The sequence below is a fragment of the Ruegeria sp. HKCCSP346 genome (assembly GCF_017872595.1).
In the GTDB taxonomy this organism is placed as follows: Bacteria; Pseudomonadota; Alphaproteobacteria; order Rhodobacterales; family Rhodobacteraceae; genus Ruegeria.
Genome location: NZ_JAEDOT010000001.1, coordinates 209,813 through 236,501 on the forward strand (window position 1 = coordinate 209,813; position 26,689 = coordinate 236,501).

Consider the following 26,689-nt stretch of genomic DNA (forward strand, 5'->3'; position numbering starts at 1 on the left):
TCGGATATGACCGAAACTTCGTCTCAGCCGGTACCCCAAAAAGCAAAGTCCAACCTGTTTCAGCAACTGGAACTGGATATGCGGCTATTGGGCATGATCGGCGCCTTCATCATCCTGTGCATCGGCTTCAACATCTTTACGGACGGCCGCTTTCTGACGCCCAGAAACCTGTTCAATCTGTCGATCCAGACCGTCTCGGTCGCCATCATGGCCTGCGGCATGGTGTTCATCATCGTCATGCGCCACATTGACCTGTCGGTCGGCGCACTTCTGGCGACAACATCTGCCGTCATGGCGATGACACAGACCGAGCTGTTGCCGAACGTGTTGGGGATGGGATTGAACCACCCCGCGACATGGGCGATCACGTTGGTGGTGGGTCTTGCGGTCGGGACAATGATCGGTGCGTTCCACGGTTGGATGGTAGGGTATCTGACCATTCCGGCTTTCATCGTAACGCTTGGTGGGTTTCTGGTCTGGCGCAACGTCGCCTGGTACATGACTGACGGCCAGACAATCGGCCCGCTGGACAGCACGTTCCTGATATTTGGCGGAACCAACGGGACCTTGGGTACAACCGTCAGCCTTCTGTTCGGCCTTGCCGCCACCGCTATTGCGGTCTGGGCGTTGTGGAGCGGTCGCCGGTCCAAAGCCGCTCATGGGTTCCCTGTCAAACCGGTTTGGGCTGAAACAACGCTGGCCGGGATCATCGGCCTTGCCATCATGGGGTACGTGTTGATCGTCAACAGCTATGCGATCCCGACCCGCCGTCTTGAACGCATGTTCGAAGCGCGCGGCGAGACCATGCCGGAAGGGTTGGTTGTGGGATACGGCATTCCGATCTCGGTCCTGATCCTGATCATTGTAGCGGTGACATTGACCGTCGTGGCCCGCAAAACCCGCTTTGGCCGCTACATCTTTGCCACCGGCGGCAACCCGGACGCGGCCGAGTTGTCGGGTATCAACACCCGTTTGATGACCGTCAAGATCTTTGCCCTGATGGGGTTCCTGTGCGCGCTGTCGGCGGTTGTGGCCTCGGCCCGGCTGGCCAATCACTCGAATGATATCGGAACGCTGGATGAGCTTCGCGTGATTGCCGCTGCCGTGATTGGTGGAACCGCGCTGTCCGGCGGCATCGGAACGATCTACGGCGCAATCCTTGGCGCGTTGATCATGCAGGCGCTGCAATCGGGCATGGCCATGGTTGGCGTTGACGCGCCGTTCCAGAACATTGTCGTCGGCACCGTCCTGGTTCTGGCCGTCTATATCGACATCGTCTATCGCAAACGTCTGGGGGCGAAATGATGCAAACTCAAGAAACACAGAACCAAGCTTCGGGCCGTGGGTCCGGCCAGCCTCCGCTGGTGGAAATGCGCGATATCTCGATTTCCTTCGGGGGTATCAAGGCGGTAGACCATGTGTCGGTAGATCTCTACCCGGGCGAGGTCGTGGGCCTTCTGGGCCACAACGGGGCCGGTAAATCCACCCTGATCAAGGTTCTTTCGGGCGCCTATCAGATGGACCATGGCGAAATCCTGATCGACGGCAAGAAGGTCGAGATCAACAACCCCCGCGACGCGCGCGCCAACAATATCGAGACGATCTATCAGACGCTGGCGCTGGCGGACAACCTTGATGCAAGTTCAAACCTGTTTCTGGGCCGCGAAATGGTCACGCCCTTTGGCCTGGTCAACGACGCCGCGATGGAGGCGGAATGCCGCAAGATCATGGCGCAGCTGAACCCGAACTTTCAGAAGTTCAATGATCCGGTCTCGGCCCTGTCGGGCGGTCAGCGTCAATCGGTGGCCATTGCACGGGCGGTGTATTTCAACGCGCGTATCCTGATCATGGACGAGCCCACGGCCGCACTTGGCCCGCACGAAACACAGATGGTGGCGGACCTGATCCAACAGCTTAAGGCGCAGGGGATCGGGATTTTCCTGATCGACCATGATGTACACGCGGTGATGGAGCTGTGTGACCGGGCCTCGGTCATGAAGAACGGGCAATTGGTTGGAACGGTCGATATCGCAGACGTCACCGATGACGATCTGTTGTCGATGATCATTCTGGGCAAAAAGCCCGGCGAAAAGACGGAATGAGGTAAGCGAAATGACGAGCGGTTTCTTTCAGGGAATTGAAGAAGTCCAATTTGAAGGCGAGGACAGCAAGAACCCGCTCGCATTCCGCCACTACAACCCGGACGAGATCATCTTGGACAAGCGCATGGAGGATCACCTGCGTTTTGCCGTGGCGTGGTGGCATTCCTTCGCGTGGGAGGGTGGAGATCCGTTTGGCGGCCCCACTTTCGAGCGCCCCTGGCACCCACAGGATGACATGGGCCGCGCCAAGATGAAGGCCGATATCGCGTTCGAGATGTTCCAGATTCTGGGACAGCCCTATTTCTGCTGGCATGATGCCGATATCCGACCTGAACAGGGGAACTTCGCCGAAAATCTCCACACGTTGAACGAGATCACCGACTATATCGGTGAAAAGATGCAAGTGTCCGGCACCAAGCTGTTGTGGGGTACGGCCAACATGTTCAGCCATCGCCGCTGGATGGGCGGTGCCAGCACCAATCCCGACCCCGACGTCTTTGCCTTTGCTGCCGCCACGGTGAAATCCTGCATGGATGCCACCCACAAACTGGGCGGCGAAAACTATGTGCTGTGGGGCGGGCGCGAAGGGTACGAGACGCTGCTCAACACCGACATGAAAACCGAGCTGGATCATATGGGCCGGTTCCTGAACATGGTGGTCGAGTACAAGCACAAGATCGGGTTCAAAGGTGCGATCCTTGTCGAACCCAAACCGCAGGAGCCATCAAAGCACCAATATGATTTCGATGCCGCGACCTGCATCGGTTTCCTGCGCAAATACGGGCTTGAGAATGAGGTCAAGCTGAACCTCGAACAGGGTCACGCGATTCTGGCGGGGCACAGTTTTGAACATGAGATTGCCGTAGCCGCAGCCGAAGGGATGCTGGGCTCCATCGACATGAACCGGAACGATTATCAATCCGGGTGGGATACGGATCAGTTCCCCAACAACACTCCCGAGGTTGCGCTGGCCTATTACCACATCCTGAAAGCGGGTGGATTTACCACCGGCGGTACCAATTTCGATGCCAAGCTGCGCAGGCAGTCGATCGACGCCGAAGATCTGATCGCCGCGCATGTGGGCGGGATGGATATCTGTGCCCGGGGCCTGAAAGCAGCGGCAGCGATGATCGAAGATGGCGGATTGGAACAAGCGCTGGCTGATCGGTACACGGGCTGGAATACGCCCGAGGCGCAGGCAATGCTGACCTCTGGTCTTGACGAGATTGCAGCGCGGGTGCTGGCCGAGGATCTCAATCCAGATCCGCGCTCGGGGCGTCAGGAAATCCTCGAGAACTACGTGAACCGATTTGTTTGATCCCCGTGGGATCAGCCGGTCCTTAAAATAACTTGTGTACAATGCCCCGGAAACGCGTGAGTTTGCTTCAGCGTTGCCCGGGGCTTTCCCTTGCTGGGCGCAACGGCATCAAAGGCCCGTCGGGGTCGAACAAGTGGGGCGAGCAGGGTTTTGGCGGATCAATCGGCAGGCAAAGCGGTGTTTCTGAGCGGCAGTCTGATGCTGCATGTGACACGCATGTCATTGACCACCAGCATTGGCCTGATGGCCATTTTTGCCGTCGACTTTGTCGATATGATCTTCATCTCGATGTTGGGCAACGATGCGCTGGCGGCGGCGGTGGGCTATGCCGGGACGCTGCTGTTTTTCACCAACGCGATCAATATCGGATTGTCGATTTCCGCCGGGGCGCTGGTTGCGCGCGAACTGGGGGCCGGGCGGGCTGAACAAGCAAGGCATTACGCGTCCAGCGTGGCCGTTATCGGGCTGATTGCCGGGCTGACGACCTCGGGACTGGTCTTGTTTAACCTCAGCTACCTGCTGTCCTTGCTTGGCGCGGAAGGAGAGGTTCTGAGGCTGGCGACGCGTTATGTGTCGATCATCCTTCCGACCATGTTCGTGATGTCCATTGCGATGACGGCGATGGCCGTGCTGCGCGCTCATGGCGATGCGCGGAGGTCAATGATGGCCACGATCTACGGCGGAGTGGTGAATGCGGTTCTGGACCCGATACTGATCTTTGCGGTCGGGCTGGGGCTGGATGGGGCCGCTATCGCCTCGGTCCTGGCGCGGCTGTGCATGTTGGGGGCGGCGTTGTGGCCAGCGCTTCGGGTGCATCGGGGATTTGCGCACCCTTCACTGAAGCAGGTTGCAAAGGATTTGCGACCCGTGCGGGCGATTGCAATTCCAGCGGTGCTGACAAATGTCGCCACGCCGATCGGCAATGCAATCGTTGTGCGGGAAATCGCGCAATATGGAACGGATGCGGTTGCGGGCATGGCCGTGATCGGGCGCCTTTTGCCGGTGGCGTTTTCGGTCATCTTCGCTCTGTCAGGCGCGATAGGGCCAATCATCGGGCAGAATTTCGGGGCCGAAAAGTTCGATCGTGTGCGCGCTGCCTTTCTGGCAGGGATCAAGTTCACGGCCCTTTATGTCGTTTGCATGTCGGCCATTTTGTTTTTGCTGCGCGCACCGATTGCGGATCTGTTCGCAGCCGAGGGCGAAACCCGAAGTCTGATCTATCTGTTCTGCGGCCCGTTGGCTTTGGCTTCGTTCTTCAATGGCGTGATCTTCGTGACAAATGCCAGCTTCAACAATCTGGGGCATCCGGTCTATTCCACATGGATAAACTGGGGTCGTCACACTATCGGCACTTGGGTTTTCGCGACGATTGGTTCACAGATCGCCGGCGCATCCGGCGTTCTGCTGGGGCAGGCGTTTGGAGGCGTCATCTTTGCAGTCATAGGCTGGGTTATGGTCGCGCGGGTCGTGGCGCGGTTGGAGCGCTCGCAAGCGCTCGAGCCTTTTTCAGATCAGGGTCGGCTTCATTCGCTGTTCGGGCGTCGCGGCTGGTGATCAGGTCGGATCAGTTCCCCTGATTGCGTGCTTCCAGCCGTTCCAGATTGACCACGGTTGACAGCATCAGGCGGTCATGGCTCCAGTCCTGCGTTTGCTGGATCGACGCAGACCCCAATGCAAGAAGGGTGGCGAAGGTCAATGCCATCCCCAGGAACAGAGCGGGCAGGGTGGGCACCGCCGGCTGTGCATCGGTCAATGCAAGCACGCGCTGACGCAGCACGCGCTTGGCCTTGCCGCCCGTCACAAACGCAACATTCAGAACGCGAGGATTGTTTGCCGAGATCGTACGCGCGCAATAATCCAGCAGGCAGGAAGTGTATTCGCGCGCATCGATCCGTTTGCGGGCCACCACGGACTGGTCGCATGCCAGTTCACGCAAGCGGCCGAACTGATACTTGAGCATCAGATAGGCTGGGTTCCAGAACAACAACGGGCGCAGCATTTCAAAGCCCAGTTCCCATTCCACGTCACCGGCCCGAACATGCTGAAGCTCGTGCGCCAAAGCAAAGCGCAGTTCGTGCGGGGTATCCAGCAGATGGCTTGGCAGAACGACATGGCGACGGCGCAATCCGCGCACAGCGAACGGTACGGTGATGCGATCCGAAAGACGAATGTCTACCTTGGCCGACTGCCGCCAAAGAAAGCTGGATTTGACTGTCTGACGGATCATCGCCGCGTCCCTCAGAGCGCGGGCCGCAAACAGGGCGGCGACCAAAACAAGCAGCGTTGCAAGGGCAGTGATCACCGGCTGTTGCCCTGACAATGCAAGGTCCACCCACCGTTCACGGGTGTTCAGCAAGGCCTCGAACTGGGTGGCGGGCATGGCGATATCGCCGCGCAGATAGGCGGCAACGGCGATGTCGCCAAGCGCCATGGCGCTGCCCGGCCATGCGTAAGAGGCGAATGATGACACGCCCAACGCAAGAAACGGGCTGATCAGGACGCACACGCACAGCGCCTTGAGCGCACGCAACTGCGCGACATAGCTGTGGCGCAGGGCTGTTCGGGTCAGGGCTGCGCGGGCCGCCAGCCAGATGACGGCTGACAAGGCCAGCACGATGTTGAGTTCGATAAACGTGTCGAGAACCGGTCTAACCGCTGTCATTTTGCAGTCTCCTTTCTACCAGTGCTCGAATTTCCTCCAGGTCGGCTTCGCTCAGCCCCGCATCATCGACAAGCCGGGCCACCAGTGTGGCGGGTGTGTCGTCGAACAGAGTGCGGGACAGGTTTTGCAAAGACCGGGCCTGATATCTGTCCTTTTCCAGAAGCGGCGTATAGATCAGGGTCTTTCCTGTCTTGCGGCTTTCCACAAAACCTTTCTCGTCCAGAATACGCAGGATCGTGGCACCGGATGTATAGGCCAGATTGCGCTCCGAAGGCAGGCGGTCCAGGACATCTCGCACCGAGCCTTGCCCGAGGGCCCAGAGCTCGTTCATGAACTCCAGTTCAACCTCGGTCAGCAGATTTGTTGTCTTTTTCTTTCGCATCGATCTCGGTGTTGTCATGTTTAGTATGCCTGACAGACAAGCATCCTTTCGCGATTTCTCAAAGTCTAAACTTTCCAGAACACAAAAACGCCCCAGCCGATAGACAGGAAAAGAGGTGTCCATACCGGCTGCCCGACAAGGCCCAGCCAGGCGAGGAAGATATAGGCGGACCCCAGAAGGGTGATGAAGAGCCGATCGCCCAATGTGGTTGTCAGCCCCAGTACACCGCGCCGTTCTATGCCATCGCGATACTTGAAGCCCTCAAGAATGCCAATCAGTGCGATGGCCGAAAAGATGCCGATAAATACGGCAAGTGTCGCCGGGGTCCAGGCCATCCAGAAGTCGGGCCACAGTGGCGCAGTCCAGGAAAAGCCTTTTTCCTCTTGCTGGCCGACGCTGCCCCATCCGGCCTGCTGGGCAAAGGTCGTGGAAGGCAGGAAAAGAAGGATGAGAAGAAGTTTACGCATATCGAACCTCACACACGTCCCATCGCGAAACCACGCGCGATGTAGTTGCGGACAAACCAGATGACGATGGCGCCGGGGATGATGGTCAGGGTGCCGGCGGCGGCCAGCAGGCCCAATTCATAGCCCGCGCTGGACGCGGTGCGGGTCATCACGGCGGCGATGGGTTTGGCCTCGACCGCCGTAAGCGTCTTGGCCAGCAGCATTTCCACCCACGAGAACATGAAGCAGAAGAAGGCCGCCACGCCCACGCCCGCTTTGATATTGGGCAGGAAGATCGTCACGAAGAAACGCGGGAAGGAATAGCCGTCGACATAGGCGGTTTCATCCAGCTCTTTTGGAATTCCCCGCATGAAGCCTTCCAAAATCCAAACTGCCAGCGGCACGTTGAACAATGTATGCGCCAGTGCCACAGCCAGATGCGTGTCGAACAGGCCGATCGAAGAATAGAGCTGGAAGAACGGCAAGGCGAAGACCGCTGCCGGGGCCATCCGGTTGGTCAGCAGCCAGAAGAACAGCTGCTTGTCGCCCAAAAACCGATACCGCGAAAACGCATAGGCAGCGGGCAAGGCAACGCTGACCGAAAGCACCGTGTTCAACGTCACATAGGTGATCGAGTTGATATAGCCCCAGTACCACGTCGGGTCCGTGAAGATGGTGATGTAATTCCCCAGCGTAAAGGTCTGGGGGAACAGGGAAAAGCCCGACAGGATCTCGTTCGTAGTCTTGAAGGACATCGCCACCAGCCAATAGATCGGCAGCATCAGAAACGCGATATAGAGGATCGGGATGATGGACCGCTTCTTCATTGCGCGTCATCCTTTGTCATGAGGGTGTAGAAGAGCCACGAAACCAGCAGCGTGATGGCGAAATAGATCAGACTCATCGCAGCCGCAGGGCCAAGGTCGAACTGCCCCAGCGCGATCTTCACAAGGTCGATCGACAGCAGGGTGGTCGAGTTGCCGGGCCCACCCCCGGTCAGCACGAAGGGCTCGGTATAGATGTTGAAACTGTCCATGAACCGCAGCAGGACCGCGATGGTCAGAACCGTCTTCATCTTGGGCAGCTGGATGTAGCGGAACACCGACCATGGGCTTGCGCCGTCGATCTTGGCCGCCTGATAGTAGGCGTCCGGGATCGACACGAGGCCTGCATAGCACAGCAACACGACCAGCGACGTCCAGTGCCAGACATCCATGACGATCACGGTGATCCAGGCCGAAAGCGGCTGTTGCGTCATGTCATAGTTGATGCCCAGAACGTCATTCAGGAAATATCCCAACAGACCGATTTTGGGCAGGGTGAAGATGTTCCACATGGACCCAACAACGTTCCACGGGATCAGCATCGGCAGGGCCATCAGCACCAGACAGACAGGCACCCAGAAACCTTTGCGCGGCATCGACAGGGCCACGATGATGCCAAGAGGCACTTCGATGATCAGGATCAGGAAAGTAAACAGGAACTGTCGTCCAAGTGCTGCCTGAAACCGGTCCGACCGCAGGATCTGTTCGAACCAACCCAGGCCTTCCCAGAAAAACTGGTTATTGCCAAAGGTTTCCTGCACCGAATAGTTGACCACTGTCATCATCGGCACCAACGCGTTGAACGCGACCAGTGCCAGCACGGGTAGGACAAAGAACCACGCTTTTTGATTTTCTGTTCTCATTGGGCCCGCTCCTCGGTTGCGATCCAGCCGTCGCGGTAGACGCGGGATTGTTCGGGTTTGAATTGCAGGAAGACCTGTGATCCGGGTTCGGGCGCGCTGTGTTCGGTCACGGCCTTTAGGGCGGTATTGCCGACCATCGCGCTGACCACAAAGTGGCGACCGATGTCGGAAACCTTAGTCACATGCGCCGGGATGCCGGTCTCGCCGAAGCCGACATATTCCGGGCGAATACCCAGATCGGTGCGGCCGCCATCACCATGAATGGGACCTTCCAGCATGACTTCGTGCCCTTCGAACAGGGCGCGGTCGCCGCGCGCTTCGCAAGGCAGCACGTTCATGCCGGGCGAGCCGATGAAATGGCCCACGAACGTATGCTGCGGGCGCTCGAACAATTCTACCGGGGTGCCGATCTGCACCACTTCGCCCTCTTGCATCACCACGACCTCGTCCGCGAAGGTCAGGGCCTCGGTCTGGTCGTGGGTGACATAGATCATCGTCGCCTTGACGCGCTGATGCAGTTCTTTCAGCTTGGACCGCAGCTTCCATTTCAGATGCGGGTCGATCACGGTCAGAGGTTCATCGAACATCACCGCGTTTACGTCGTCGCGGACCAGGCCGCGACCCATCGAGATTTTCTGCTTGTTGTCCGGGCTGAGGCCGCTGGCACGGGTGTTCAGCATGTCGGTGACATCCAGCATCTCGGCGATCGCATCGACGCGGCGCTTGATCGTCGCCGGATCGACGCCGCGATTCTTCAGCGGAAAGGCCAGGTTCTCGCCCACGGTCATCGTGTCGTAAATCACCGGAAACTGGAACACCTGTGCGATGTTGCGCTGATCAGGGGGCAGAGCGGTCACGTCACGGTCGTCGAACAGGATCTGCCCTTCGGACGGGGTCAGCAGGCCCGAGATGATGTTCAGCAGCGTGGACTTGCCGCAGCCCGACGGGCCCAGCAGGGCATAGGCCCCGCCATCACGCCAGGTCACGTCGATTTCCTTCAGCGCATAATCTTCGGGGCCTTTTGGCGACGGCATGTAGCTGTGGCGGAGGTTTGAAAGTTTGATCTGTGCCATGTCAGGCCACCCTTTTGCCGTCTTGGCCGAAATACCGGCAATGGGCCGGGTTCATGAAGAATGTGTGGTCCTCGCCCACCTGATAGGGGTGGACCCCGGCGGCCAGCGACACCCAGGCGTCCTCGCCATGCTGGAAATGCGCGCTGGAATCCGAGCCCGAAAGCTCGGTCACGATCACGCGGCCGGTCAGTTCCACGTCCGCGTCAGACGTACGGAACGGCGTCACGCGATGCGGCCGCACCGCGACCATGTAATCTCCGTCGGCCATGTCGGTTACGGCCCAGCCACCTCCTCCAGCCAGTTGCGCCTGCGCAGCGGAAACGGTGATGCGTGCGACATTGATCGGCGGGTCCGAAAAGACCCGCGCGGCGGCGATGTTCTCGGGGTTGCGATAGATGTCAGCGGTTGGCCCAAACTGGGTCACGCGACCATCTTCCATCAGGGCGGTGTAGCCGCCCAGCAGCAGCGCCTCTTCGGGCTCGGACGTGGCATAGACCACCACGGCCCCGCGACCTGCGAACAGGTCGGGCAGCTGCTCGCGCAGTTCTTCACGCAGTTTGTAGTCGAGGTTGGCCAGCGGTTCGTCAAGGAACACGGCGCGGCTTTCTTTGGCAATGGCACGCGCCAGCGCTGTGCGTTGTTGTTGCCCACCCGACAGCTCGTGCGGGCGGCGGTGCAGCATCGGTCGCAATTGCAGCAGGTCGGCGGCCTCTTCCACGCGACCTTCGATCTCGGATTGCGCCATGCCTGCCACGCGCAATGGCGAGGCGATATTGTCGAATACGGTCATATGCGGGTAGTTCACGAAGAACTGGTGCACGAGGCTGATTTTTCGCTTCTGCGTATTCAGCCGTGTGACGTCCTGCCCATCCATCAGGACCTTGCCCGAGGCGATCGGGTCCAGCCCGGCCATCATCTTGATCAGAGAGGTCTTGCCCGAGCCCGTCGCGCCCAGCAGCACGTTGAAGTGGCCTGTTTGAAGGGTCAGGTTTGTGGGCTTGATATGGATGACGTTGCCGACCCTTTTGGTCGCGTCTTGAAGTTCGATCATGTCCGTGGGTTCCGGTCCTTCAGTGCAATGCACTGGTCTTGAAGTGGGGGTGCCTGATGCGGCACCCCCTGGGTTTCAACGGCTTACTGAGACTGCCAGCGCTGAACCAGTTCGTCATAGTTGACGGTCTGGCCTTGCGGCTTTTCGTTCTCAAGCTTGGCCTTGGGCGAACCTGCTTTTTCCAACCAGAAGGACGGATCCTGCGGCTCGTTCAGGCGTGGACCGCAGCCGCCGTAGACACCGGCGCTTTCATCCGCGGCCTGCATCCGGGCCATGGTGATGTCCATCTCTTCGGCCAGACGATCCATCGCCTCTTGCGGGGTGAAGGCGCCCGAGTTCACGTCACCGATCTGCTGCCACCAGATCTGGGCCAGCTTCGGATAATCCGGCACGTTGATGCCAGTCGGCGACCATGCCACGCGGTCAGGCGAGCGGTAGAACTCGACCAGACCACCCAGCTTGGGTGCGCGTTCGGTGAACGACTCGTGGTTGACCGAGCTGTCGCGGATGAAGGTCAGACCCACATGGGACTTCTTCACGTCGACAGTTTTGGAGGTCACGAACTGGGCATAAAGCCAGGCTGCCTGGGCACGATCCGAGGGGGTCGATTTGAGGAACGTCCAGGACCCCACGTCTTGGTAGCCAACCTTCTGGCCTTCTTCCCAATAGGGGCCGTGCGGGCTGGGTGCCATCCGCCACAGCGGCGTGCCTTCGTCATCCACGGTGTTGTTGCCTTCGGACTTCGGCTTGACCATGTCGGCGGTGAAGGCCGTGTACCAGAAGATCTGCTGGGCCACATTGCCCTGGCTGAGTGCCGGCAGTGACTGGTAGAAGTCATAAGACGCGGCACCCGGAGGCGCATAGGCCCGCAGCCATTCATCCCATTTCCGGATCGCATAGACCGCAGCCGGACCGTTTGCAGCACCACCACGCGACACCGAAGCGCCAACAGGGTTACAGGTGCCCGCTTCCATGCGGATGCCCCATTCGTCGACAGGCACACCGTTCGGTTCGCCCTTGTCGCCGGCACCGGCCATCGACAGCCAGGCATCGGTCATGCGCCATCCGAGGTCGGGCGCGCGCTTGCCGTAATCCATGTGGCCGTAGATCGTGGTACCATCGACTTCTTTCACATCATTGGTGAAGAACTCGGCGATATCTTCATACGCGGACCAGTTGACCGGAACGCCCAGATCATAGCCGTACTTTTCTTTGAACGCGGCTTTGTTCGCCTCATCATCGAACCAGTCCTTGCGGAACCAGTACAGGTTCGCAAACTGCTGATCGGGCAGCTGATACAGCTTGCCGTCCGGTCCGGTGGTGAACTGAATGCCCATGAAGTCATCCAGATCCAGCGTCGGCGAAGTCGTCGCGGCCCAGTCACCGCCCATCATGTCCGTCAGCGGATAGGCCAGCTGCAAACGCGAATGGGTGCCGATCAGGTCACTGTCGTTGACATAGCCGTCATAAAGGTTCCGACCCGTTTGCATTTGGGTTTGAACGGCCTGAACCACTTCACCTTCACCCAGAATCTGGTGGTTGACCTTGATACCGGTGATTTCCTCGAACGCCTTGGTCAGCACCTCGGATTCGTAGGAATGTGTCGGGATACCTTCGGACAGGACATTGATTTCCATACCTGCGTAAGGCTGTGCAGCTTCGATGAACCACTGCATCTCGGCCATTTGTTCGTCTTTCGACAAGGTCGATGGCTGGAATTCGTCGTCGATCCAACGTTGTGCTGCGGCTTCGTCGGCCCAAGCAGGACCGTGCCCCGCAATGACGGCAGCCGCCGCCACTGCGGAAAGTAGATGTCTCCGCATCTGTCTCCTCCCAAAAATTTATGGTTCTCCGGCGGAAACCGGATGACGCACAGCATCAGCGATTTCCTGCGTATGTGTCAAACTAAAAATTTAGTAATTGACGTTCAGGCATTTCGAAAGGGGCGGGGCCGAACTCGTTTGCCAATTTTTGAATTCGTTGTAAGCTAGGATTGTCATTACAAAAATTACCGCTGAGACGTGCGGCGCGAATTACGAAAAACGACTTGGAACAGTGAGGATAAGCAATGTCCCGAAGTCTGTTGAAGTACACGCGTGTTCTGGAAATCGTCGGGGACACAATCAAGGTCCGGGTTCCGATCCAGAGCAAGGGGGGACCGGCTGTCCGGTTCAACGACCTCGCTGTGATCGAGACGGTGGATGGCCGAAAAACACTGGCTCAGACGATCTTCATCGACCGCGATGTCGTCACGTTGCAAGTGTTTTCCGGCACCAAGGGCATATCGACCGAAGCAACGGCAACCTTTCTCGGTCACCCGATGCAGACACCTTATTCGGCCAACATTCTGGGCCGCGTTTTTGATGGCGCCGGTGTGGCCATTGATGGAGGCCCCGACCTGTCTGCGGAACCGCACATCGATATTGGCGGACCGACCGTCAATCCGGCGGAACGCGCGGTTCCAAACAGAATGATCCGCACGGATGTGCCGATGATCGACGTGTTCAACACATTGGTCGAGAGCCAGAAAATTCCGATCTTCTCGGTTTCAGGCGAGCCATTCAACGCGTTCCTCAGCCGAATCGGTATTCAGGCCGACGCGGATATCGTGATCTTTGGCGGGCTGGGGCTGATTTTTGACGACTACCACGCGTTTCGTACCTCGTTCGAAGATGCAGGTGTGTTTTCGCGCACCGTCATGTTCGTCAATCAGGCGATGGATCCTTTGGTCGAACGTCTGCTGGTGCCGGACATGGCATTGGCAGTGGCCGAGAAATTCGCTGTGGAAGAGGGCAAACGCGTGCTGGTCCTGCTGACGGACATGACCGCCTATGCTGACGCGATGAAAGAGGTAGGCATCAGTCAGGAGAGGGTGCCATCTCAGCGCGGCTATATGGGGGACCTGTATTCGCAGCTTGCGCGCCGATACGAAAAAGCCTGTGACTATGCCAAAGGCGGGTCGGTCACGGTTCTGACCGTCACGACCATGCCCGGCAACGACGTAACCCACCCGGTGCCTGACAACACCGGCTATATCACCGAAGGGCAGTTCTATCTGCATTCCGGCGTGATCGATCCGTTCGGCAGCCTGTCGCGCCTCAAGCAGAACGTGATCGGCAAGAGCACCCGTGAAGATCACGGGCAGATCATGAACACGATGATCCGTTTCTATTCTGAAAGCCGCGATGCCTCGCAAAAACAGGCGATGGCCTTCGACCTGTCAGACTATGATCACCAATTGCTGAAATTCGGCGGCCTGTTCCGGTCTCGGTTCATGGACATCAATGTTTCGATCCCGCTGGAAGAGGCGCTGGATCTGGGTTGGAAGACGCTGGCAGAGTGTTTTGCGCCGGAACAGTTGCTGATGAAGCAGGCGTTGATCGACAAGTATTTCCCGAAGGATGCCAATGGCGCGGTTGCAGCTGAATAAATCGTCGCTTGCGCGCGAGCAGACGCAGCTGAAAAGCTATGAGCGGTTCCTGCCGTCGCTGGACCTGAAGAGACAACAGTTGATGGCTGAACGGGTCCGGGCCCGGGAAGAGGTCGACCGCCTTGAGCAAAATGTGCAGGCGTTGGTGCAGCAGGTTGGCGAAAAGCTGCCGATGCTGGCCCAGCAGGGTGTCGCTCTGGATGGGCTGGTCAAACTCAAGGACTACAAGGTCAAAGAGGTCAATGTGGTAGGGGTCAAACTGCCTGACCTTGATCGGATCGAGTTGGTGGTGCGCCCGTATTCCGTTTTGGCCAAGCCCCATTGGGTCGATGCCGCTGCGCTTTTGCTGCACGACGTCATCGAAGCGCGGGTGCGGGTGAAGATTGCCGAAGAACGCGTTCGAATCTTTGACAAGGCGGTGGCCACCATTACCCAGCGGGTCAACCTGTTCGAAAAGGTTCTGATCCCGCGCGCCAAAGCCAACATCAAGAAAATCCGCATTTACCTGAGCGACGAACAGATGCAGGCCGTTGTGCGGTCGAAGATATCGAAACGCAAACACGCGCAGGAGGCTTTGATATGAGCGTTGCGCGTCTGAAAAAGATGTCTCTGATCGGGCCTGCTGCCCGAAAGGCGGAAACGCTTGAGGCGCTTCAGGCCCTTGGCTGCATGCATGTTTTGCCGCTTGTTCCCGCACCGAAAGAGCCGGAAAAGATCAGTGAGCGCGGTGCAAGAGAGGCGTATAAGGCATTGCGTTTCCTTGCAGAAGTGCCTGACCCGCGCCGCCAGGTCCAGCGTGCGCCTGATTTCGACATGGATCGTTTCGTGCGCGAGGTGACCGACCTCATGCAGCGCGTTCGGGATACGATGGACCGGCGTGACTTTCTGGCGCATCGCATCGCCCAGGTGCGACCCTGGGGTGATTTGGATTTTCCGCCGACCGATGTGCTGGCTGGCAACAGGCTGTGGTTCTATCAACTGCCGCTGAAGCACCGGGATGCCATGTCCGAGGTCAAGCTTCCTTGGGCAATATTGGAGGAAGATCACCGGTACCTTTACGCCGTTCTGATTTCACCTGACGAACCCGATGATGGTGTTCTTCCTGTTCCGCGAACCCATGTCGGTTCGCTGCCGGTACACGAGCTTGAGGCCCAGTTGGAAGAGGCCGAGATCGCCCTCGAGGCGTTGGAAGCCGAACGCGTGGCGCTGACGCGCTATCTGACATTGATGCGCCGGAACCTGTCCGTCGCCGAAAGTGCCGCTGAGCTTGCCCATGCAACGCAGAAAGTACGCGACGAAGAGGCACTATTTGCTTTGCAGGGGTGGGTTCCCGTGGATCAGGTGGATGCTGTTCTTGCCATGGCAAACGCCAAGGGCTCGGCCGTCCTGATTGAAGATCCGGGGCCGGGCGACGCGCCTCCGACCTTGCTGGAGCAGCCTGAAAACCGCAGGGCCGCTGTCGATCTGGCGCTGTTCTATCAAGTGCCCGGATATCAGGACTGGGACCCCAGCGTCATCGTCTCGACGTCCTTCGCGATCTTCTTTGCCATGATCGTGGCGGATGCCGGGTACGGTGCTGTCATCCTGCTGGCGGTGCTGGCCTTTTGGAGACGGATGGACCGCACCGCTGGTCAAAGATCTTGGCGTCTGTTCGGCCTGATCATCTCGGCTGTTACGATATTTTACGGGGTCATGGTGGGCAGCTATTTTGGGGTATCACCGGCTGCGGACTCGATTTGGGCAAGGCTCAAGGTGCTGGATTTGAACGATTTCGGCGCGATGATGATGGTCTCGATCGTCGTTGGCGTTATCCACCTTGTCCTGGCCAACGCCCTTGCGGCCCGTGTGGCGTGGGGGCAACGCAAGGCGGTTGCCAATCTGGGCTGGATTGCGGCCCTGATCGGCGGGTTTGTCCTTTGGCTCGGCTACATGAACGGCAAGTCGCCGGTGCCGGGCGCAGCTATCCTGACCGCCGGCATCGTGGCGATTGTCCTGTTTTCTAGCGAGCGGGTCATCCAGAGGCCGATGGACTGGATCCGGCGTTTGCTCGAAGGGGTTCAAAGCCTTGCCGGGGCGATGGGCGGGTTTGGGGATGTTCTCAGCTATATGCGTCTTTTCGCGTTGGGCCTTGCTTCGGCCTCGCTGGCGATCACGTTCAATGATCTGGCGGTGTCGGTCATGCAGGCCCTTAGGGGGCCGGGCATTCTGTTTGGGTTGCTGATATTGATCATAGGTCATGTATTAAACTTCGCGCTCGCGATGATGAGCGGCGTCGTGCACGGCTTGCGTCTCAATTACATCGAATTCTTTAAATGGGGTCTGCCGGATGAAGGTGTCATCTTTCGTCCATTTGCCCGCAAGGAGGTTCAGGAATGAATGAGCTCGTTCTTACACTGGGTTGGCTGGGTATCTATGCGCCAATGGCGTTGGGGGCTGCGGCCAGCGCCATAGGGTGTTCGATCGCCGGTATGGCCAGTATCGGGGCCATGACGGAAACCGAGGGCGGCTATGGCCGTTTCGTGGGTGTATCCGCGTTTCCCTCAACGATGGTCATCTATGGGATCGTCATCATGTTCACCCTGAACCGCGACGTGACACCTGAAAACGCGGGCGGTCTGTTCGGAATTGGCATCCTGTCGGGTATCGCGCTGATGTATTGCGGCATCTGGCAGGGTCGGGCCTGTGCAGCTGCGATCAATGCGACCAAGGAAAAGCCCGAGATTTTTGGCCTTGCTCTGGCCCCTGCCGCGATCATCGAAGGGTTTGGTGTTTTTGCGTTCGTGTTTGCGTTGGTCATCAGTGCGGGGATCAGCTGATGGCACAAGACAGAACGATTGCGCATGGGGTTGACGCGCTGATCGACAAATTGCGCAACGATGGGGTTGCCGCTGGTCAGGCCGAAGCCGAGAAATTGCGCGCAGACGCCAAGGCCGAAGCCGCGCGCATCGTGGCAGAGGCAAAGCGCGAAGCCGATGAGTTGAAAAAGAAAGCCCGCACGGAGACAGATAATTACAGGGCCGCCGGCGAAGAAGCATTGAACACGGCGATGCGGGATGCCGTGCTGACCATGAAGGCGGGTCTGACGGATCGCTTCAGGGCAGACGTCGAACGCCTCGTGACCAAAGAGATGTCCGATCCCGAGCTTCTGAGGCAGATGATCCTCGAGGTGGTAGGCCGGGCCGGGGAAGGTGCAAATTTGAATGGCAGGGTTTCCGTCGTTCTTCCTGCCCGGGTCGCCACGCAGGAAGACATCAAGCAAAACGCCGATGACATTCAATCCGGCAAGCTGACAAAATATGTTCTTGGGCTGACTGCGAAGATGCTGCGCGAGAATATCGAGTTGCACGCAGCCGATGACGTGCAGGAAGGCATCCGCGTTCGCGCAGAAGATCAGGGTGTTGTTCTGGACCTGACGGATAAGGCGGTGGCGTCGCTGTTGATGGAGCATTTGCAGCCCCGGTTCCGCGCCGTTCTGGAAGGGGTCATCCGCTGAGATGTCAAAGCAGGACGCCTATATCGCGTTGATGTGCAGCCTTCCGGGTTCGGAACGGTTGTTCGTTGCCAGGCAGCCGCCCTTGTCACGTATCAGGCTGGACCGTCGATTGACGGCTTTGACACCGGAGGACAGCAAAGTTCTAAAGATCCTCGAGCACGCGTTGAGCTGGAACGCCTACGACATGGATGTCACCGACGTACAGGCGATCCAGCGCTGCAAACAAGCGATGGTGGACATCCCTCAGCCCACCTTGCGTAAACTCCTCATGGAACGCATGGAACTACGCTCTGTGGTCGCGGCGCTGCGATTGCGGAAACGCGGAGAACCAGCACCTTCAGGCGCATTCGGAGTCGGACGATGGAGCCGCCACATCCCCGCAAATTGGGGTGATCCCAGCTTTCGGCTGGAACGGCTCATGCCCTGGATCAAAGAGGCAACCCAATTGCTGGAAAACGAAGATCCGCTGGGTCTGGAACGTCTGCTTTTGTCGATAAGCCACAAGCAGCTCAAGCGGCACGCGGCTCGTCACATGTTCGATTTCGAGGCGGTCGCCATCTACGTTCTGATCTGGAACATCTTCGACCGCTGGGCGCAAAGCAGCGCTGCGGAAGCCGCCAAGAGATTTGAGAAACTGGCACAACAGGCCATGGCCGACTTCGCTGATGTCGATTTTGAGGGAGCAAGCGCATGACAGCCCCAATCTCAGCCAAACATTCATCGACCGCACGCGTCGTCCTGGTTCAGGAAGGGCTTGTGCGGATACAGGCCAATCCGGACGCGACCGGCCACCCCGGTCAACTGGTCAAAAACGAAGTGGTTTACATATTGCCTTCGCGTTCCGGTCCCGGTGGGCGTCAGGAAAGGCTCAAGGGCGAAGTGCTGCGCGTACGTGGGGATATGGCGGACGTTCAGGTCTATGAAAGCACTGATGGGGTGGCGGTCGACGACCCGGTGGAGCAATCAGGTCAGCTCTTGTCGGTAGAGCTGGGTCCGGGGCTGCTGGGGCAGGTGTTTGACGGGTTGCAGTCGCCTTTGCCCAAGGTGGCGGCAGCATTTGGTACCTTCCTGCCGCGCGGCGCAGATGTCGCGCCCTTGGATGAAAACGCGAAATGGTCCTTTACGCCGTCCGTTAAGGTGGGCGACACGGTCACTGCCGGGGACAGTATCGGAACGGTGCCCGAAGGCCATTTCAGCCACAAGATCATGCTGCCGTTCAACTGGACCGGCGCGTACAAGGTGGTCTGGGTGCAAAAAGGCGCGGCCACGATCCATGACATCGTGGCCCGCCTGGAAGACGAAGACGGTGGCGAGCATACGCTGACGCTTTTGCAGAAATGGCCGGTTCGGCGACCATTGCCGGAAAACATACTGAAGCGCGCACTGTCCGAGCGGTTGTATCCCACGGAACCGGTTCTGACGTCGCAACGGCTGATCGACACGTTCTTTCCGATTGCACGCGGCGGCACCGCCTGTATTCCCGGGCCGTTCGGTGCGGGCAAGACCGTGCTGCAAAACCTGATCGCACGGAACGCGAAAGTTGATATCGTGATCGTCGTGGCCTGCGGCGAACGTGCAGGTGAGGTGGTCGAGACCATCGAGGAATTTCCGAAGATGACCGATCCAACCACCGGTGGCAGCCTGATGGATCGGACGATCATCATCTGCAACACGTCATCCATGCCGGTTGCCGCGCGCGAGGCGTCGATCTTCACCGGGATCACGTTGGGGGAATACTACCGCCAGATGGGCTATGATGTCTTGTTGATCGCCGACAGCACCAGCCGGTGGGCGCAAGCCATGCGCGAGACCTCGGGCAAGCTCGAAGAGATCCCGGGCGAAGAGGGGTTCCCGGCCTATCTGGAAAGCTCGATCAAGGGTTTGTATGAACGTGCCGGGGCGCTGAAAACGAATGACGGCGATCTTGGCAGCCTGACGCTGATCGGAACGGTTTCGCCTGCTGGAGGCAATTTTGACGAGCCGGTAACCCAGTCGACCTTGTCGACGGTCAAGTGTTTCCTCGGGTTGTCATCCGAACGCGCCTACAAGCGATTTTATCCAGCGGTCGATCCGATGCTCAGCTGGTCTCGGTATACTGACCAATTGTCCGACTGGTATGACAGGAACGCCGAACCGGGGTGGACAGCCAAAGTGCGCACCCTGTTGGCCCTGATCGAAAAAGGCGAACAGGTCGATCAGATGATGCAGGTCACTGGGGAAGAGGGCGTCACAATTGACGACTTTGTAACCCAACAGAAAGCCTTGTTCGTCGATATGGTCTACTTGCAGCAGGACGCATTTGACACAGTCGATGCGACAGTGCCGCTTGAACGGCAGATAAAGACGTTCAAGCTTGTGTATGATGTGACGCAATCCAAGGCGGTCTTTGTCGACAAGGCCGAGGTAAGGCAGGTGTTTACGCAACTGACCGGGCTGATGAAAAACTTTCACTACGCGGCAGAAAACACACCCGAATACAAATCCACCTGGCAAAAGATCGAGAACCTGTGCCGAGAAAAGTTCGGAGGTTGAGACAGGTCACGGCAAATTATTCCGGTGATGCCCGAAGGCCGGAAATACCGCGCGTTGCAGAGGTTGCACCGGCTTGTCGTATGCAGCGATCCATGCCCTTATGATGCGAAACCGAGTATTCGGAGCCGGCAGTGAAATAAAACCCTAAACACCCATCGTGAACTGGAATTGCTTGACGCATTGCGGCGTCTGGGCGGGACGGCGCGCAACTCTGATTTGGTGAATGTGGTGGGTGTGTCCGCAGAAACGGTGCGACGCACGATCAAGTCCTTGTCCAAGGCGGGCACGATCGAACGGGTTCATGGCGGGGCCTACCTTGCCGGGGCGCAAGGGGATCCCGGTTTCTTTCGCTGCATTTCGCAACATGCCGGCGAAAAGCGTCTGATCGCGGTGCGTACGGGCAAAATGGTGCGGGATCAGATGACGGTTTCCTGAATGTCGGCTCGACCACGGCCTTTGTCGCCGAGGAATTGCGCCGGGCCAACCGTCTGACGGTTGTCAGCAATTCCATCGGCGTTGTGCAGACATTGGCAGGGATCAACGGAAAACGTGTGCATCTGCTGGGCGGAGAACTGCAAAGCGATGAGCGGGGCACCTTCGGCCACGTCACCCAGAGGCAGTTGCAACGACATGCGTTTGACCTTGCGATCCCCAGCACGGATGCCACCTCGGACAACACGGGGTTTCTGTATCACAGCCCGGCAGAGGCAGATCTTGCCACAGTCGTGGCCGGTCGGGCGGATCTTCTTGTCATGGCCTCCGCGCATTTCAAATTTGGCGACAAGGCCCCCTATGTCGGGCCGGATCCGCGTCTGGTGCATACGCTTGTGACAGACGCGGCACCGAAAGGGGCGACGGCCAAGCCCTTTGACCGCTGGGGCATCGACGAACAGGTTGCGAAAGCAGGGGAACCTCATGCGGCGTGACACAAATCACGCGCCAGCAAAGACCAATCGTCAGATCAGAAAACAAAGGCTGAGGATGCGATGAAATGGTAGCCCGTAGGGGAATCGAACCCCTCTTTCCAGGTTGAAAACCTGGCGTCCTAACCGATAGACGAACGGGCCACTTGGTAGTGACGCAAGCGCAAGTGGTAGCCCGTAGGGGAATCGAACCCCTCTTTCCAGGTTGAAAACCTGGCGTCCTAACCGATAGACGAACGGGCCACGCTGGCTTGTGGAGGGCCTTTTACGGTTTCACCGTGACCCCCGCAAGCCGAAAAACGCAGGGATGAGAAAGTTTTTTATGCCGTCCGAGCGAGACGTCAATTTGCCTCTGCCGCGTCCTCGAGCCTGAGCTGCACGGATTGCCGCCCGCCCCAGGTGTTCACCTCAAGCCGGCCTGCAAAATGAAAGCGTGCGCCACCATGATTTGACAGTCTCTCGCCCATCGGACCGTCAAAGGCACCAAAGGCAATCGCATCCAGCCCACCACCCATGCCATCGGATAATGACAACTTCAGGTGCGTTTCCCCGACACGTTTGGCAAAACGCACCTGAAGATCCGGAAGTGCGTATCGCGGGGCAGGGGCTCCGGCGCCAAACGGTCCGGCCTGTTCGATCTGTTGGACAAGGTCCACTGTCGCGGCACCCGGCATGAGGGCGCCTTCCAGCTTCATATCGGCAGGGCCGCCCTGACCTGCGCCTTGTTTTGCCAGCAGCTCGCTGAGGCGTTCCATGGCGGGTTCCAGTTTGTCGCGCATGACGGTTAGCCCAGCGGCCATCTTGTGACCGCCACCCTTGACCAGCAACCCTTCGGCCGCGAGCCGCTGGATCGACGCCCCCAGATCCACGCCCGAGACCGAACGCCCCGAGCCTTTACCCTCATCACCGTCAAAGCCGATCACGATGGCCGGACGGTTGGCGGTTTCCTTCAAACGAGACGCCACGATGCCCACCACACCCGGATGCCAGCCTTCACCGGCGGCCCAGACCAGGGGCGCGTCGAGCCCGCGACCCTCGGCCTGCTCCATCGCGGCAGCGCGCACGGCGTTTTCAATATCCCGGCGTTCCGTGTTCAGCGCGTCCAGACGTTCGGACAGGGCCTGTGCCTCGTGCAGGGAATCCGTGTTCAGCAGGCGGGCGCCCAGATCGGCCTGCCCGATGCGACCACCTGCGTTCACGCGGGGGCCAAGCAGAAAACCCAGGTGATAGCTGTTGGGCGCCGTGTCCATGCGCGAGACATCGGACAACGCGACAAGTCCGGGGCGTTGCCTTTGCGCCATCACTTTCAGGCCTTGTCGAACCAGGGCGCGATTGGCACCGATCAAAGGCGCCACGTCAGCTACGGTTGCCAGGGCCACCAGATCCAGCATCGATATCAGGTCAGGCCCCTTTGCGCCTGCCGCGCGCAGCTGGCGGCCTGCTTCGACCAGCATCAGAAACACGACACCCGCCGCGCAGAAATAGCCCAGATCACCGCTTTCATCCTGCCGGTTGGGATTCACGACTGCAACGCAATCCGGCAGGGTTTCGCCGCCGAGGTGGTGATCCAGAACAATCACGTCCGCCCCCGTGGCTGCGGCAATCGGTTCATGGCTGAGCGTGCCGCAATCGACGCAAATGATCAGGTCGTGGCTGCTTGCCAGTTCCCGCATTGCCGGAACATTCGGACCATATCCCTCATCAATCCGATCCGGCACATAAAGCGTCGCCTGCAACCCCATCTGCCGAAGCCAAACCAGCAACAGCGCGGCAGAACAGCCGCCGTCAACATCGTAATCCGCGAACACCGCGATTTTCTGGCGATGGCGTACGGCGTCCAGAAAACGCGCCGCCGCCGTTTCCATGTCCTTCATATCGCGGGGATCTGGCAGCAGCTCTTTGAGCTTGGGCTCCAGAAAGCCGCGCGCCTCCATGACCGGCACGCCACGACGGGCCAGAACCTGACATACCGCACGCGGCAGGTCGGTCTGTTGTTTCATCATCTCGGCAGCCCGTTCCAGCTCGGCTTCCGGGCCAACCCAGCGCCGCCCGGTCAGTGATTGTTCTACGCCAAGAAAACCCATTGCCTGCCCCTTGTGAACCAAGGCCGGATCCTTTCGGACCCGGCCTTTTCATCTTTTCCCAAATACTCCCGCCGGAGGCAACGGCGCAAGCCGTTAGGCGTTATCGTGCGGCCACGTGGGGGTGCGATACGACATGCGGCGTACGGACCCGGTCTTTGAACGCATCAGCAACGTCGTGGTTTCCACCCAACCCGGCTCGCGCTTGATGCGCGGCAACAGAGAGCCGCCGGTTACACCCGTTGCGGCAAAGATCACATCCGCGGTCACCATTTCATCGCGCGAATAGACCCGGTCCAGATCGGTGATGCCCGCCTTGGCAGCACGGCCCCGCTCGTCATCGTTGCGGAACAACAGGCGACCAAAGATCTGACCGCCCATGCATTTCAGCGCGGCAGCGGCAAGCACGCCTTCGGGGGCGCCACCCTGGCCCATATACATGTCGATGCCGGTCACTTCGCTTTCTGCGCAATGCATGACACCTGCCACGTCACCATCGGTGATCAGGCGGATCGATGCTCCGGTTTCGCGCACTTCGGCGATCATCGCCTCGTGACGCGGGCGTTCAAGAATGCAGACGGTGATGTCCGCAGGCTTGCAGTTCTTGGCCTTTGCCAAGGCTTCCACCCGTTCACGTGGAGACATGTCCAGATTGACGACACCCTCGGGCAGGCCCGGACCAACAGCCAGCTTGTCCATGTAAACGTCGGGCGCATGCAGCATCGAGCCGCGCGGGCCCATGGCAATCACGGTCAGCGCGTTGGGCATATCCTTTGCGGTCAGTGTTGTGCCTTCCAGCGGATCCAGTGCGATGTCCACGCCGGGGCCGTTTCCGGTGCCGACTTCTTCGCCAATATAAAGCATCGGAGCTTCGTCGCGTTCGCCTTCGCCGATCACCACGACGCCAGCTATGTCCAGCAGGTTCAGCTGTTCGCGCATCGCATTTACGGCGGCCTGATCGGCGGCTTTCTCGTCACCACGCCCCACCAGCGAAGCCGAGGCCAGCGCAGCCTGTTCCGCCACCCTTGCCAGCCCCAGAGACAGCAGGCGGTCGTTGAAATCGGTTTTGGCAGCACTCATTGTCATGTATCCTCTGGTCATTTAAGCCGTTTCTATCGGCATAGCTTGCGTTTCATACAGGTCGCAAGTTCAAACCTCTTCAATCCGCAACGCGACGGGGGCACCGGCAACCACATCCGTTTCCAGGAACCCGTCCAGCGCAACGTCCAGCGCGGCGCGGGTGGTTTTGTGGGTAACGATCAGCACAGGCGCCGTGCTTTCGGCATGGGCGTACTGGCGCATCCTGTCTATGGAAACACCGGCATCGCCCAGAATGGCTGCAACCTTGGCCAGTGCGCCCGGTTTATCCAGCAGACCCAGCCGCAGATAATAAGGCGCTGGCAGGCCCGTGACGGCGGGCGCCGCAGCCTCAAGCGATTTGGCCGGTCGGCCAAAGGTCGGGATTTGCAGCCCGCGTGCCAGATCGCACACGTCGCCCATCACGGCGCTGGCCGTCGGGCCTTCACCCGCACCGGGGCCGCGCAGAACAACCTGTTCAACCGCGTCGCCTTCGATCACCACCATGTTGGTGCCGCCTTCCAATTGCCCCAAGGGCGAGTCGCTGGGCACAAGGCAAGGCTGCATGCGTTGTTCCAGCCCGCGCGCGGTGCGCTGTGCCACGCCCAGCAGTTTGATGCGAAAGCCCATATCCTCGGCCTGGTCGATATCGTCGAGGCTGATTTGCTGAATGCCTTCGATCTCAATCCCGTCAAAATTCGGCTTGGTGCCAAAAGCGATCGAGGCCAGCAAAGCCAGTTTGTGCGCGGCGTCGATGCCACCGACATCCAGATTGGGGTCGGCCTCAAGATACCCAAGTTCTGCACATTCATCGAAAAGGGCGTTATAGCCCTGACGCTGCGATTGCATCCGGGTCAGAATGTAGTTGCAGGTACCGTTCATCACGCCCATCACGCGTGTGATCTCGTTTCCGGCCAGCCCCTCGGTCAGGGATTTGATGACGGGGATACCGCCCGCGACTGCGGCCTCAAACCGGATGACGCGGCCAGCAGCTTCGGCCTGTTCGGCCAGTTCCTGCCCGTGAATGGCCAGCAATGCCTTGTTGGCGGTCACGACGTCTTTGCCGCTGGCCAGCGCGGCTTCGACCGAGGCCTTGGCCGGACCGTTTTCACCGCCCATCAGTTCGACATAGACATCGATATCGTCACGTTTCGCCAGCGCAACCGGGTCGGTTTCCCAGGCATAATCCGACAGGTTCACACCGCGGTCCTTGTTCGGATCCCGCGCCGATACGGCCACGATTTCAATCGACCGGCCCGTGCGCGCCTTCAGCAAATCTGCATGGCGGCGAACAATCTTGACGACACCCACGCCGACAGTTCCCAAGCCCGCAATTCCCAGCCGCAGTGCCTGTGTCATGTCGTGGGTTCCTTTCCGCTCGAAACTTGTCTGAATTCGGACGCCTGCCCGATCAGCGCTGCCTTATCGGGTTCAGGCCAAGGGTGCAATCCGTCACCGGGGGATTGTCGAGGTCAAATGTCACGCTTCAGTTGGTTTGCGCGTTTTGCAACGCCTGAGCCTTTTTCGCCAGCGCCTCGCTGCGCTGCGTCAGGTCTTCTTCCACCTCTGCGGCCTGGCTGACGGGATCAATCGAAGGCCCCAACGTTTCCTGCACCGGAATAAGACGCGGGTAGGGGGCCGATTTGACCGAGGCCGGTTCACTGCCTTCAAGTTCGGGAAAGTCTGAACACCCGGCAAACACAAGAATAATAGGCAGAACAGGCAGCAGTTTCATGTGGCACGCTTTTCGGTTTCGTTCGTCCTTTCGTGATGCACCTTTTGCCGGCGCCGATCAAGCGGGGTTCTATATGAACATTTGTTCAGATACTGTGGGCGGATGGCACGTACTCAAGGCTCCCACTCTGATATCACAGGCCCGCGCATTCGAAAGGCGGCCCTGAACCTGTTTGCCCGCCACGGTTATGCGGCGGTTTCGATGCGGCAGATCGCGAAAGAGGTCGGCGTTCAGGCGGGGGCGCTATACAATTACACGCCGGACAAGCAGAGTTTGCTGTATCGGTTGATGCGAGAGCATATGCAGGATCTGCTTTCGGCGCTCAACGCGCTGGAGCGCTGCGATGACTGCCAGCAAGCGTTGCGCCGATTTGTCGGTTTTCACATACGTTTCCACCTGCAACGCCCGGACGAGGTGTTCATCGCCTATATGGAACTGCGCAACCTCTCACCCGAAAACTTCGCCGAAATCGAAGATCTTCGGCGTCAGTATGAAAACGCGTTGGAAGACATCCTTCACTCTGGCCAGAAGGCTGGTCAGTTTGCGATACCGGACACCAAGATCGCCACGCTGGCGGTGATTGCCATGTTGAACGGTGTGATGACCTGGTACAGGTCCGGAGGGCGACTGTCACTGGACGAGGTCGAACAGATTTATTGGAACATGGTGCATAAGGCAGTAACGGCCTGACAGGGCC

At 59.0% G+C, this 26,689-nt stretch carries 26 protein-coding genes and 2 tRNA genes; 14 read left to right on the forward strand and 14 right to left on the reverse strand.

Annotation, left to right across the window (positions count from 1 at the left end; genetic code table 11):
- Positions 1 to 6: 6 nt before the first annotated feature.
- The 4 genes from I9185_RS01040 to I9185_RS01055 all read left to right on the forward strand — a co-directional run bounded on the left by I9185_RS01040 (position 7) and on the right by I9185_RS01055 (position 4,974).
- Entirely contained in the window at positions 7 to 1,305 is a 1,299-nt protein-coding gene (locus I9185_RS01040; RefSeq protein WP_210092145.1) for a sugar ABC transporter permease, read from the forward strand.
- Positions 1,305 to 2,102: an ATP-binding cassette domain-containing protein gene (locus I9185_RS01045; RefSeq protein ID WP_210092788.1), complete on the forward strand. Its 798-nt coding sequence runs from the start codon at positions 1,305 to 1,307 to the stop codon at positions 2,100 to 2,102. Before I9185_RS01040 ends, I9185_RS01045 begins: the two co-directional genes overlap by 1 nt.
- Positions 2,103 to 2,112: 10 nt before the next feature.
- On the forward strand, positions 2,113 to 3,420 hold the full coding sequence (xylA, locus tag I9185_RS01050) for a xylose isomerase (RefSeq protein ID WP_171633489.1): 1,308 nt from the start codon (positions 2,113 to 2,115) through the stop codon (positions 3,418 to 3,420).
- 150 nt (positions 3,421 to 3,570) lie between these two features.
- The gene (locus I9185_RS01055; protein WP_348539702.1) at positions 3,571 to 4,974 is read left to right on the forward strand and encodes an MATE family efflux transporter; all 1,404 of its coding nucleotides are present in this window, start codon (positions 3,571 to 3,573) and stop codon (positions 4,972 to 4,974) included.
- A gap of 10 nt (positions 4,975 to 4,984) precedes the next feature.
- On the opposite strand, the gene I9185_RS01060 is transcribed toward I9185_RS01055, so the two are convergent.
- From I9185_RS01060 to I9185_RS01095, 8 genes are all read right to left on the reverse strand, one after another.
- Positions 4,985 to 6,082, reverse strand: coding sequence for a M56 family metallopeptidase (locus I9185_RS01060; RefSeq protein WP_171633486.1), 1,098 nt, complete (start codon positions 6,080 to 6,082; stop codon positions 4,985 to 4,987).
- On the reverse strand, positions 6,069 to 6,464 hold the full coding sequence (locus I9185_RS01065; RefSeq protein ID WP_170346648.1) for a BlaI/MecI/CopY family transcriptional regulator: 396 nt from the start codon (positions 6,462 to 6,464) through the stop codon (positions 6,069 to 6,071). The genes I9185_RS01060 and I9185_RS01065 overlap by 14 nt, the downstream gene beginning before the upstream one ends.
- A 65-nt stretch (positions 6,465 to 6,529) precedes the next feature.
- A complete protein-coding gene (locus I9185_RS01070; protein ID WP_210092146.1) occupies positions 6,530 to 6,931 on the reverse strand; it encodes a DUF2160 domain-containing protein in 402 nt (133 codons plus the stop codon).
- Between the two features lie 8 nt (positions 6,932 to 6,939).
- The gene (locus tag I9185_RS01075; protein ID WP_210092147.1) at positions 6,940 to 7,737 is read right to left on the reverse strand and encodes a carbohydrate ABC transporter permease; all 798 of its coding nucleotides are present in this window, start codon (positions 7,735 to 7,737) and stop codon (positions 6,940 to 6,942) included.
- Positions 7,734 to 8,597 carry a sugar ABC transporter permease gene (locus I9185_RS01080; RefSeq protein WP_152457521.1) on the reverse strand — a complete coding sequence of 288 codons (864 nt, stop codon included), beginning with the start codon at positions 8,595 to 8,597 and terminating at the stop codon, positions 7,734 to 7,736. Before I9185_RS01080 ends, I9185_RS01075 begins: the two co-directional genes overlap by 4 nt.
- Positions 8,594 to 9,670: an ABC transporter ATP-binding protein gene (locus tag I9185_RS01085; protein WP_171633480.1), complete on the reverse strand. Its 1,077-nt coding sequence runs from the start codon at positions 9,668 to 9,670 to the stop codon at positions 8,594 to 8,596. The genes I9185_RS01080 and I9185_RS01085 overlap by 4 nt, the downstream gene beginning before the upstream one ends.
- Before the next feature lies 1 nt (position 9,671).
- Positions 9,672 to 10,721, reverse strand: a complete 1,050-nt coding sequence (locus tag I9185_RS01090; RefSeq protein WP_171613596.1) for an ABC transporter ATP-binding protein — start codon at positions 10,719 to 10,721, stop codon at positions 9,672 to 9,674.
- A gap of 83 nt (positions 10,722 to 10,804) precedes the next feature.
- Entirely contained in the window at positions 10,805 to 12,544 is a 1,740-nt protein-coding gene (locus I9185_RS01095; RefSeq protein ID WP_171633478.1) for an ABC transporter substrate-binding protein, read from the reverse strand.
- A gap of 245 nt (positions 12,545 to 12,789) precedes the next feature.
- On the opposite strand from I9185_RS01095, the gene I9185_RS01100 reads away from it, so the two are divergent.
- The 9 genes from I9185_RS01100 (at position 12,790) to I9185_RS01140 (ending at position 21,102) form a co-directional block, all read left to right on the forward strand.
- Positions 12,790 to 14,151, forward strand: a complete 1,362-nt coding sequence (locus I9185_RS01100; RefSeq protein ID WP_210092148.1) for a V-type ATP synthase subunit B — start codon at positions 12,790 to 12,792, stop codon at positions 14,149 to 14,151.
- The gene (locus I9185_RS01105) at positions 14,129 to 14,734 is read left to right on the forward strand and encodes a V-type ATP synthase subunit D (protein WP_210092149.1); all 606 of its coding nucleotides are present in this window, start codon (positions 14,129 to 14,131) and stop codon (positions 14,732 to 14,734) included. The genes I9185_RS01100 and I9185_RS01105 overlap by 23 nt, the downstream gene beginning before the upstream one ends.
- Positions 14,731 to 16,527 carry a V-type ATP synthase subunit I gene (locus I9185_RS01110; protein WP_210092150.1) on the forward strand — a complete coding sequence of 599 codons (1,797 nt, stop codon included), beginning with the start codon at positions 14,731 to 14,733 and terminating at the stop codon, positions 16,525 to 16,527. The genes I9185_RS01105 and I9185_RS01110 overlap by 4 nt, the downstream gene beginning before the upstream one ends.
- On the forward strand, positions 16,524 to 16,967 hold the full coding sequence (locus tag I9185_RS01115) for an ATP synthase subunit C (RefSeq protein ID WP_152457528.1): 444 nt from the start codon (positions 16,524 to 16,526) through the stop codon (positions 16,965 to 16,967). Before I9185_RS01110 ends, I9185_RS01115 begins: the two co-directional genes overlap by 4 nt.
- Positions 16,967 to 17,644, forward strand: coding sequence for a hypothetical protein (locus I9185_RS01120; RefSeq protein WP_171633464.1), 678 nt, complete (start codon positions 16,967 to 16,969; stop codon positions 17,642 to 17,644). The genes I9185_RS01115 and I9185_RS01120 overlap by 1 nt, the downstream gene beginning before the upstream one ends.
- A 1-nt stretch (position 17,645) precedes the next feature.
- On the forward strand, positions 17,646 to 18,338 hold the full coding sequence (locus I9185_RS01125; RefSeq protein ID WP_210092151.1) for a hypothetical protein: 693 nt from the start codon (positions 17,646 to 17,648) through the stop codon (positions 18,336 to 18,338).
- On the forward strand, positions 18,335 to 20,176 hold the full coding sequence (locus tag I9185_RS01130) for a V-type ATP synthase subunit A (RefSeq protein WP_210092152.1): 1,842 nt from the start codon (positions 18,335 to 18,337) through the stop codon (positions 20,174 to 20,176). The genes I9185_RS01125 and I9185_RS01130 overlap by 4 nt, the downstream gene beginning before the upstream one ends.
- A 168-nt stretch (positions 20,177 to 20,344) precedes the next feature.
- The gene (locus I9185_RS01135; RefSeq protein ID WP_210092153.1) at positions 20,345 to 20,611 is read left to right on the forward strand and encodes a DeoR family transcriptional regulator; all 267 of its coding nucleotides are present in this window, start codon (positions 20,345 to 20,347) and stop codon (positions 20,609 to 20,611) included.
- A gap of 35 nt (positions 20,612 to 20,646) precedes the next feature.
- On the forward strand, positions 20,647 to 21,102 hold the full coding sequence (locus tag I9185_RS01140; protein WP_245223383.1) for a hypothetical protein: 456 nt from the start codon (positions 20,647 to 20,649) through the stop codon (positions 21,100 to 21,102).
- Between the two features lie 66 nt (positions 21,103 to 21,168).
- Here the strand turns inward: I9185_RS01140 and I9185_RS01145 are convergent.
- The 6 genes from I9185_RS01145 to I9185_RS01170 form a co-directional block, all read right to left on the reverse strand.
- Positions 21,169 to 21,243: transfer RNA gene (locus I9185_RS01145), tRNA-Glu, on the reverse strand.
- A 24-nt stretch (positions 21,244 to 21,267) separates the two neighbouring features.
- Positions 21,268 to 21,342: transfer RNA gene (locus I9185_RS01150), tRNA-Glu, on the reverse strand.
- 98 nt (positions 21,343 to 21,440) lie between these two features.
- Positions 21,441 to 23,183 (reverse strand): single-stranded-DNA-specific exonuclease RecJ, encoded by a 1,743-nt coding sequence (gene recJ / locus I9185_RS01155; RefSeq protein WP_210092154.1) that lies wholly within the window; start codon positions 23,181 to 23,183, stop codon positions 21,441 to 21,443.
- 93 nt (positions 23,184 to 23,276) lie between these two features.
- A complete protein-coding gene (gene glpX / locus I9185_RS01160; protein WP_171633455.1) occupies positions 23,277 to 24,260 on the reverse strand; it encodes a class II fructose-bisphosphatase in 984 nt (327 codons plus the stop codon).
- A gap of 69 nt (positions 24,261 to 24,329) precedes the next feature.
- Positions 24,330 to 25,616: a homoserine dehydrogenase gene (locus I9185_RS01165; RefSeq protein ID WP_171633452.1), complete on the reverse strand. Its 1,287-nt coding sequence runs from the start codon at positions 25,614 to 25,616 to the stop codon at positions 24,330 to 24,332.
- Between the two features lie 127 nt (positions 25,617 to 25,743).
- The gene (locus I9185_RS01170) at positions 25,744 to 25,992 is read right to left on the reverse strand and encodes a hypothetical protein (protein ID WP_171170524.1); all 249 of its coding nucleotides are present in this window, start codon (positions 25,990 to 25,992) and stop codon (positions 25,744 to 25,746) included.
- 102 nt (positions 25,993 to 26,094) lie between these two features.
- Here I9185_RS01170 and I9185_RS01175 point away from each other — a divergent pair, with 102 nt between their 5' ends.
- The gene (locus I9185_RS01175; RefSeq protein WP_171633449.1) at positions 26,095 to 26,682 is read left to right on the forward strand and encodes a TetR/AcrR family transcriptional regulator; all 588 of its coding nucleotides are present in this window, start codon (positions 26,095 to 26,097) and stop codon (positions 26,680 to 26,682) included.
- The last annotated feature ends 7 nt before the right edge of the window (positions 26,683 to 26,689 follow it).

Coding starts and splice junctions, on each gene's coding strand:
- I9185_RS01080 (WP_152457521.1), bottom strand. CDS start 8,597: ATGAGAACAGAAAATCAAAAAGCGTGGTTCTTTGTCCTACCCGTGCTG.
- I9185_RS01165 (WP_171633452.1), bottom strand. CDS start 25,616: ATGACACAGGCACTGCGGCTGGGAATTGCGGGCTTGGGAACTGTCGGC.
- I9185_RS01075 (WP_210092147.1), bottom strand. CDS start 7,737: ATGAAGAAGCGGTCCATCATCCCGATCCTCTATATCGCGTTTCTGATG.
- glpX (WP_171633455.1), bottom strand. CDS start 24,260: ATGAGTGCTGCCAAAACCGATTTCAACGACCGCCTGCTGTCTCTGGGG.
- I9185_RS01090 (WP_171613596.1), bottom strand. CDS start 10,721: ATGATCGAACTTCAAGACGCGACCAAAAGGGTCGGCAACGTCATCCAT.
- I9185_RS01085 (WP_171633480.1), bottom strand. CDS start 9,670: ATGGCACAGATCAAACTTTCAAACCTCCGCCACAGCTACATGCCGTCG.
- I9185_RS01115 (WP_152457528.1), top strand. CDS start 16,524: ATGAATGAGCTCGTTCTTACACTGGGTTGGCTGGGTATCTATGCGCCA.
- I9185_RS01065 (WP_170346648.1), bottom strand. CDS start 6,464: ATGCGAAAGAAAAAGACAACAAATCTGCTGACCGAGGTTGAACTGGAG.
- I9185_RS01110 (WP_210092150.1), top strand. CDS start 14,731: ATGAGCGTTGCGCGTCTGAAAAAGATGTCTCTGATCGGGCCTGCTGCC.
- I9185_RS01105 (WP_210092149.1), top strand. CDS start 14,129: ATGGCGCGGTTGCAGCTGAATAAATCGTCGCTTGCGCGCGAGCAGACG.
- I9185_RS01170 (WP_171170524.1), bottom strand. CDS start 25,992: ATGAAACTGCTGCCTGTTCTGCCTATTATTCTTGTGTTTGCCGGGTGT.
- I9185_RS01175 (WP_171633449.1), top strand. CDS start 26,095: ATGGCACGTACTCAAGGCTCCCACTCTGATATCACAGGCCCGCGCATT.
- xylA (WP_171633489.1), top strand. CDS start 2,113: ATGACGAGCGGTTTCTTTCAGGGAATTGAAGAAGTCCAATTTGAAGGC.
- I9185_RS01070 (WP_210092146.1), bottom strand. CDS start 6,931: ATGCGTAAACTTCTTCTCATCCTTCTTTTCCTGCCTTCCACGACCTTT.
- recJ (WP_210092154.1), bottom strand. CDS start 23,183: ATGGGTTTTCTTGGCGTAGAACAATCACTGACCGGGCGGCGCTGGGTT.
- I9185_RS01120 (WP_171633464.1), top strand. CDS start 16,967: ATGGCACAAGACAGAACGATTGCGCATGGGGTTGACGCGCTGATCGAC.
- I9185_RS01125 (WP_210092151.1), top strand. CDS start 17,646: ATGTCAAAGCAGGACGCCTATATCGCGTTGATGTGCAGCCTTCCGGGT.
- I9185_RS01060 (WP_171633486.1), bottom strand. CDS start 6,082: ATGACAGCGGTTAGACCGGTTCTCGACACGTTTATCGAACTCAACATC.
- I9185_RS01130 (WP_210092152.1), top strand. CDS start 18,335: ATGACAGCCCCAATCTCAGCCAAACATTCATCGACCGCACGCGTCGTC.
- I9185_RS01045 (WP_210092788.1), top strand. CDS start 1,305: ATGCAAACTCAAGAAACACAGAACCAAGCTTCGGGCCGTGGGTCCGGC.
- I9185_RS01100 (WP_210092148.1), top strand. CDS start 12,790: ATGTCCCGAAGTCTGTTGAAGTACACGCGTGTTCTGGAAATCGTCGGG.
- I9185_RS01040 (WP_210092145.1), top strand. CDS start 7: ATGACCGAAACTTCGTCTCAGCCGGTACCCCAAAAAGCAAAGTCCAAC.
- I9185_RS01095 (WP_171633478.1), bottom strand. CDS start 12,544: ATGCGGAGACATCTACTTTCCGCAGTGGCGGCGGCTGCCGTCATTGCG.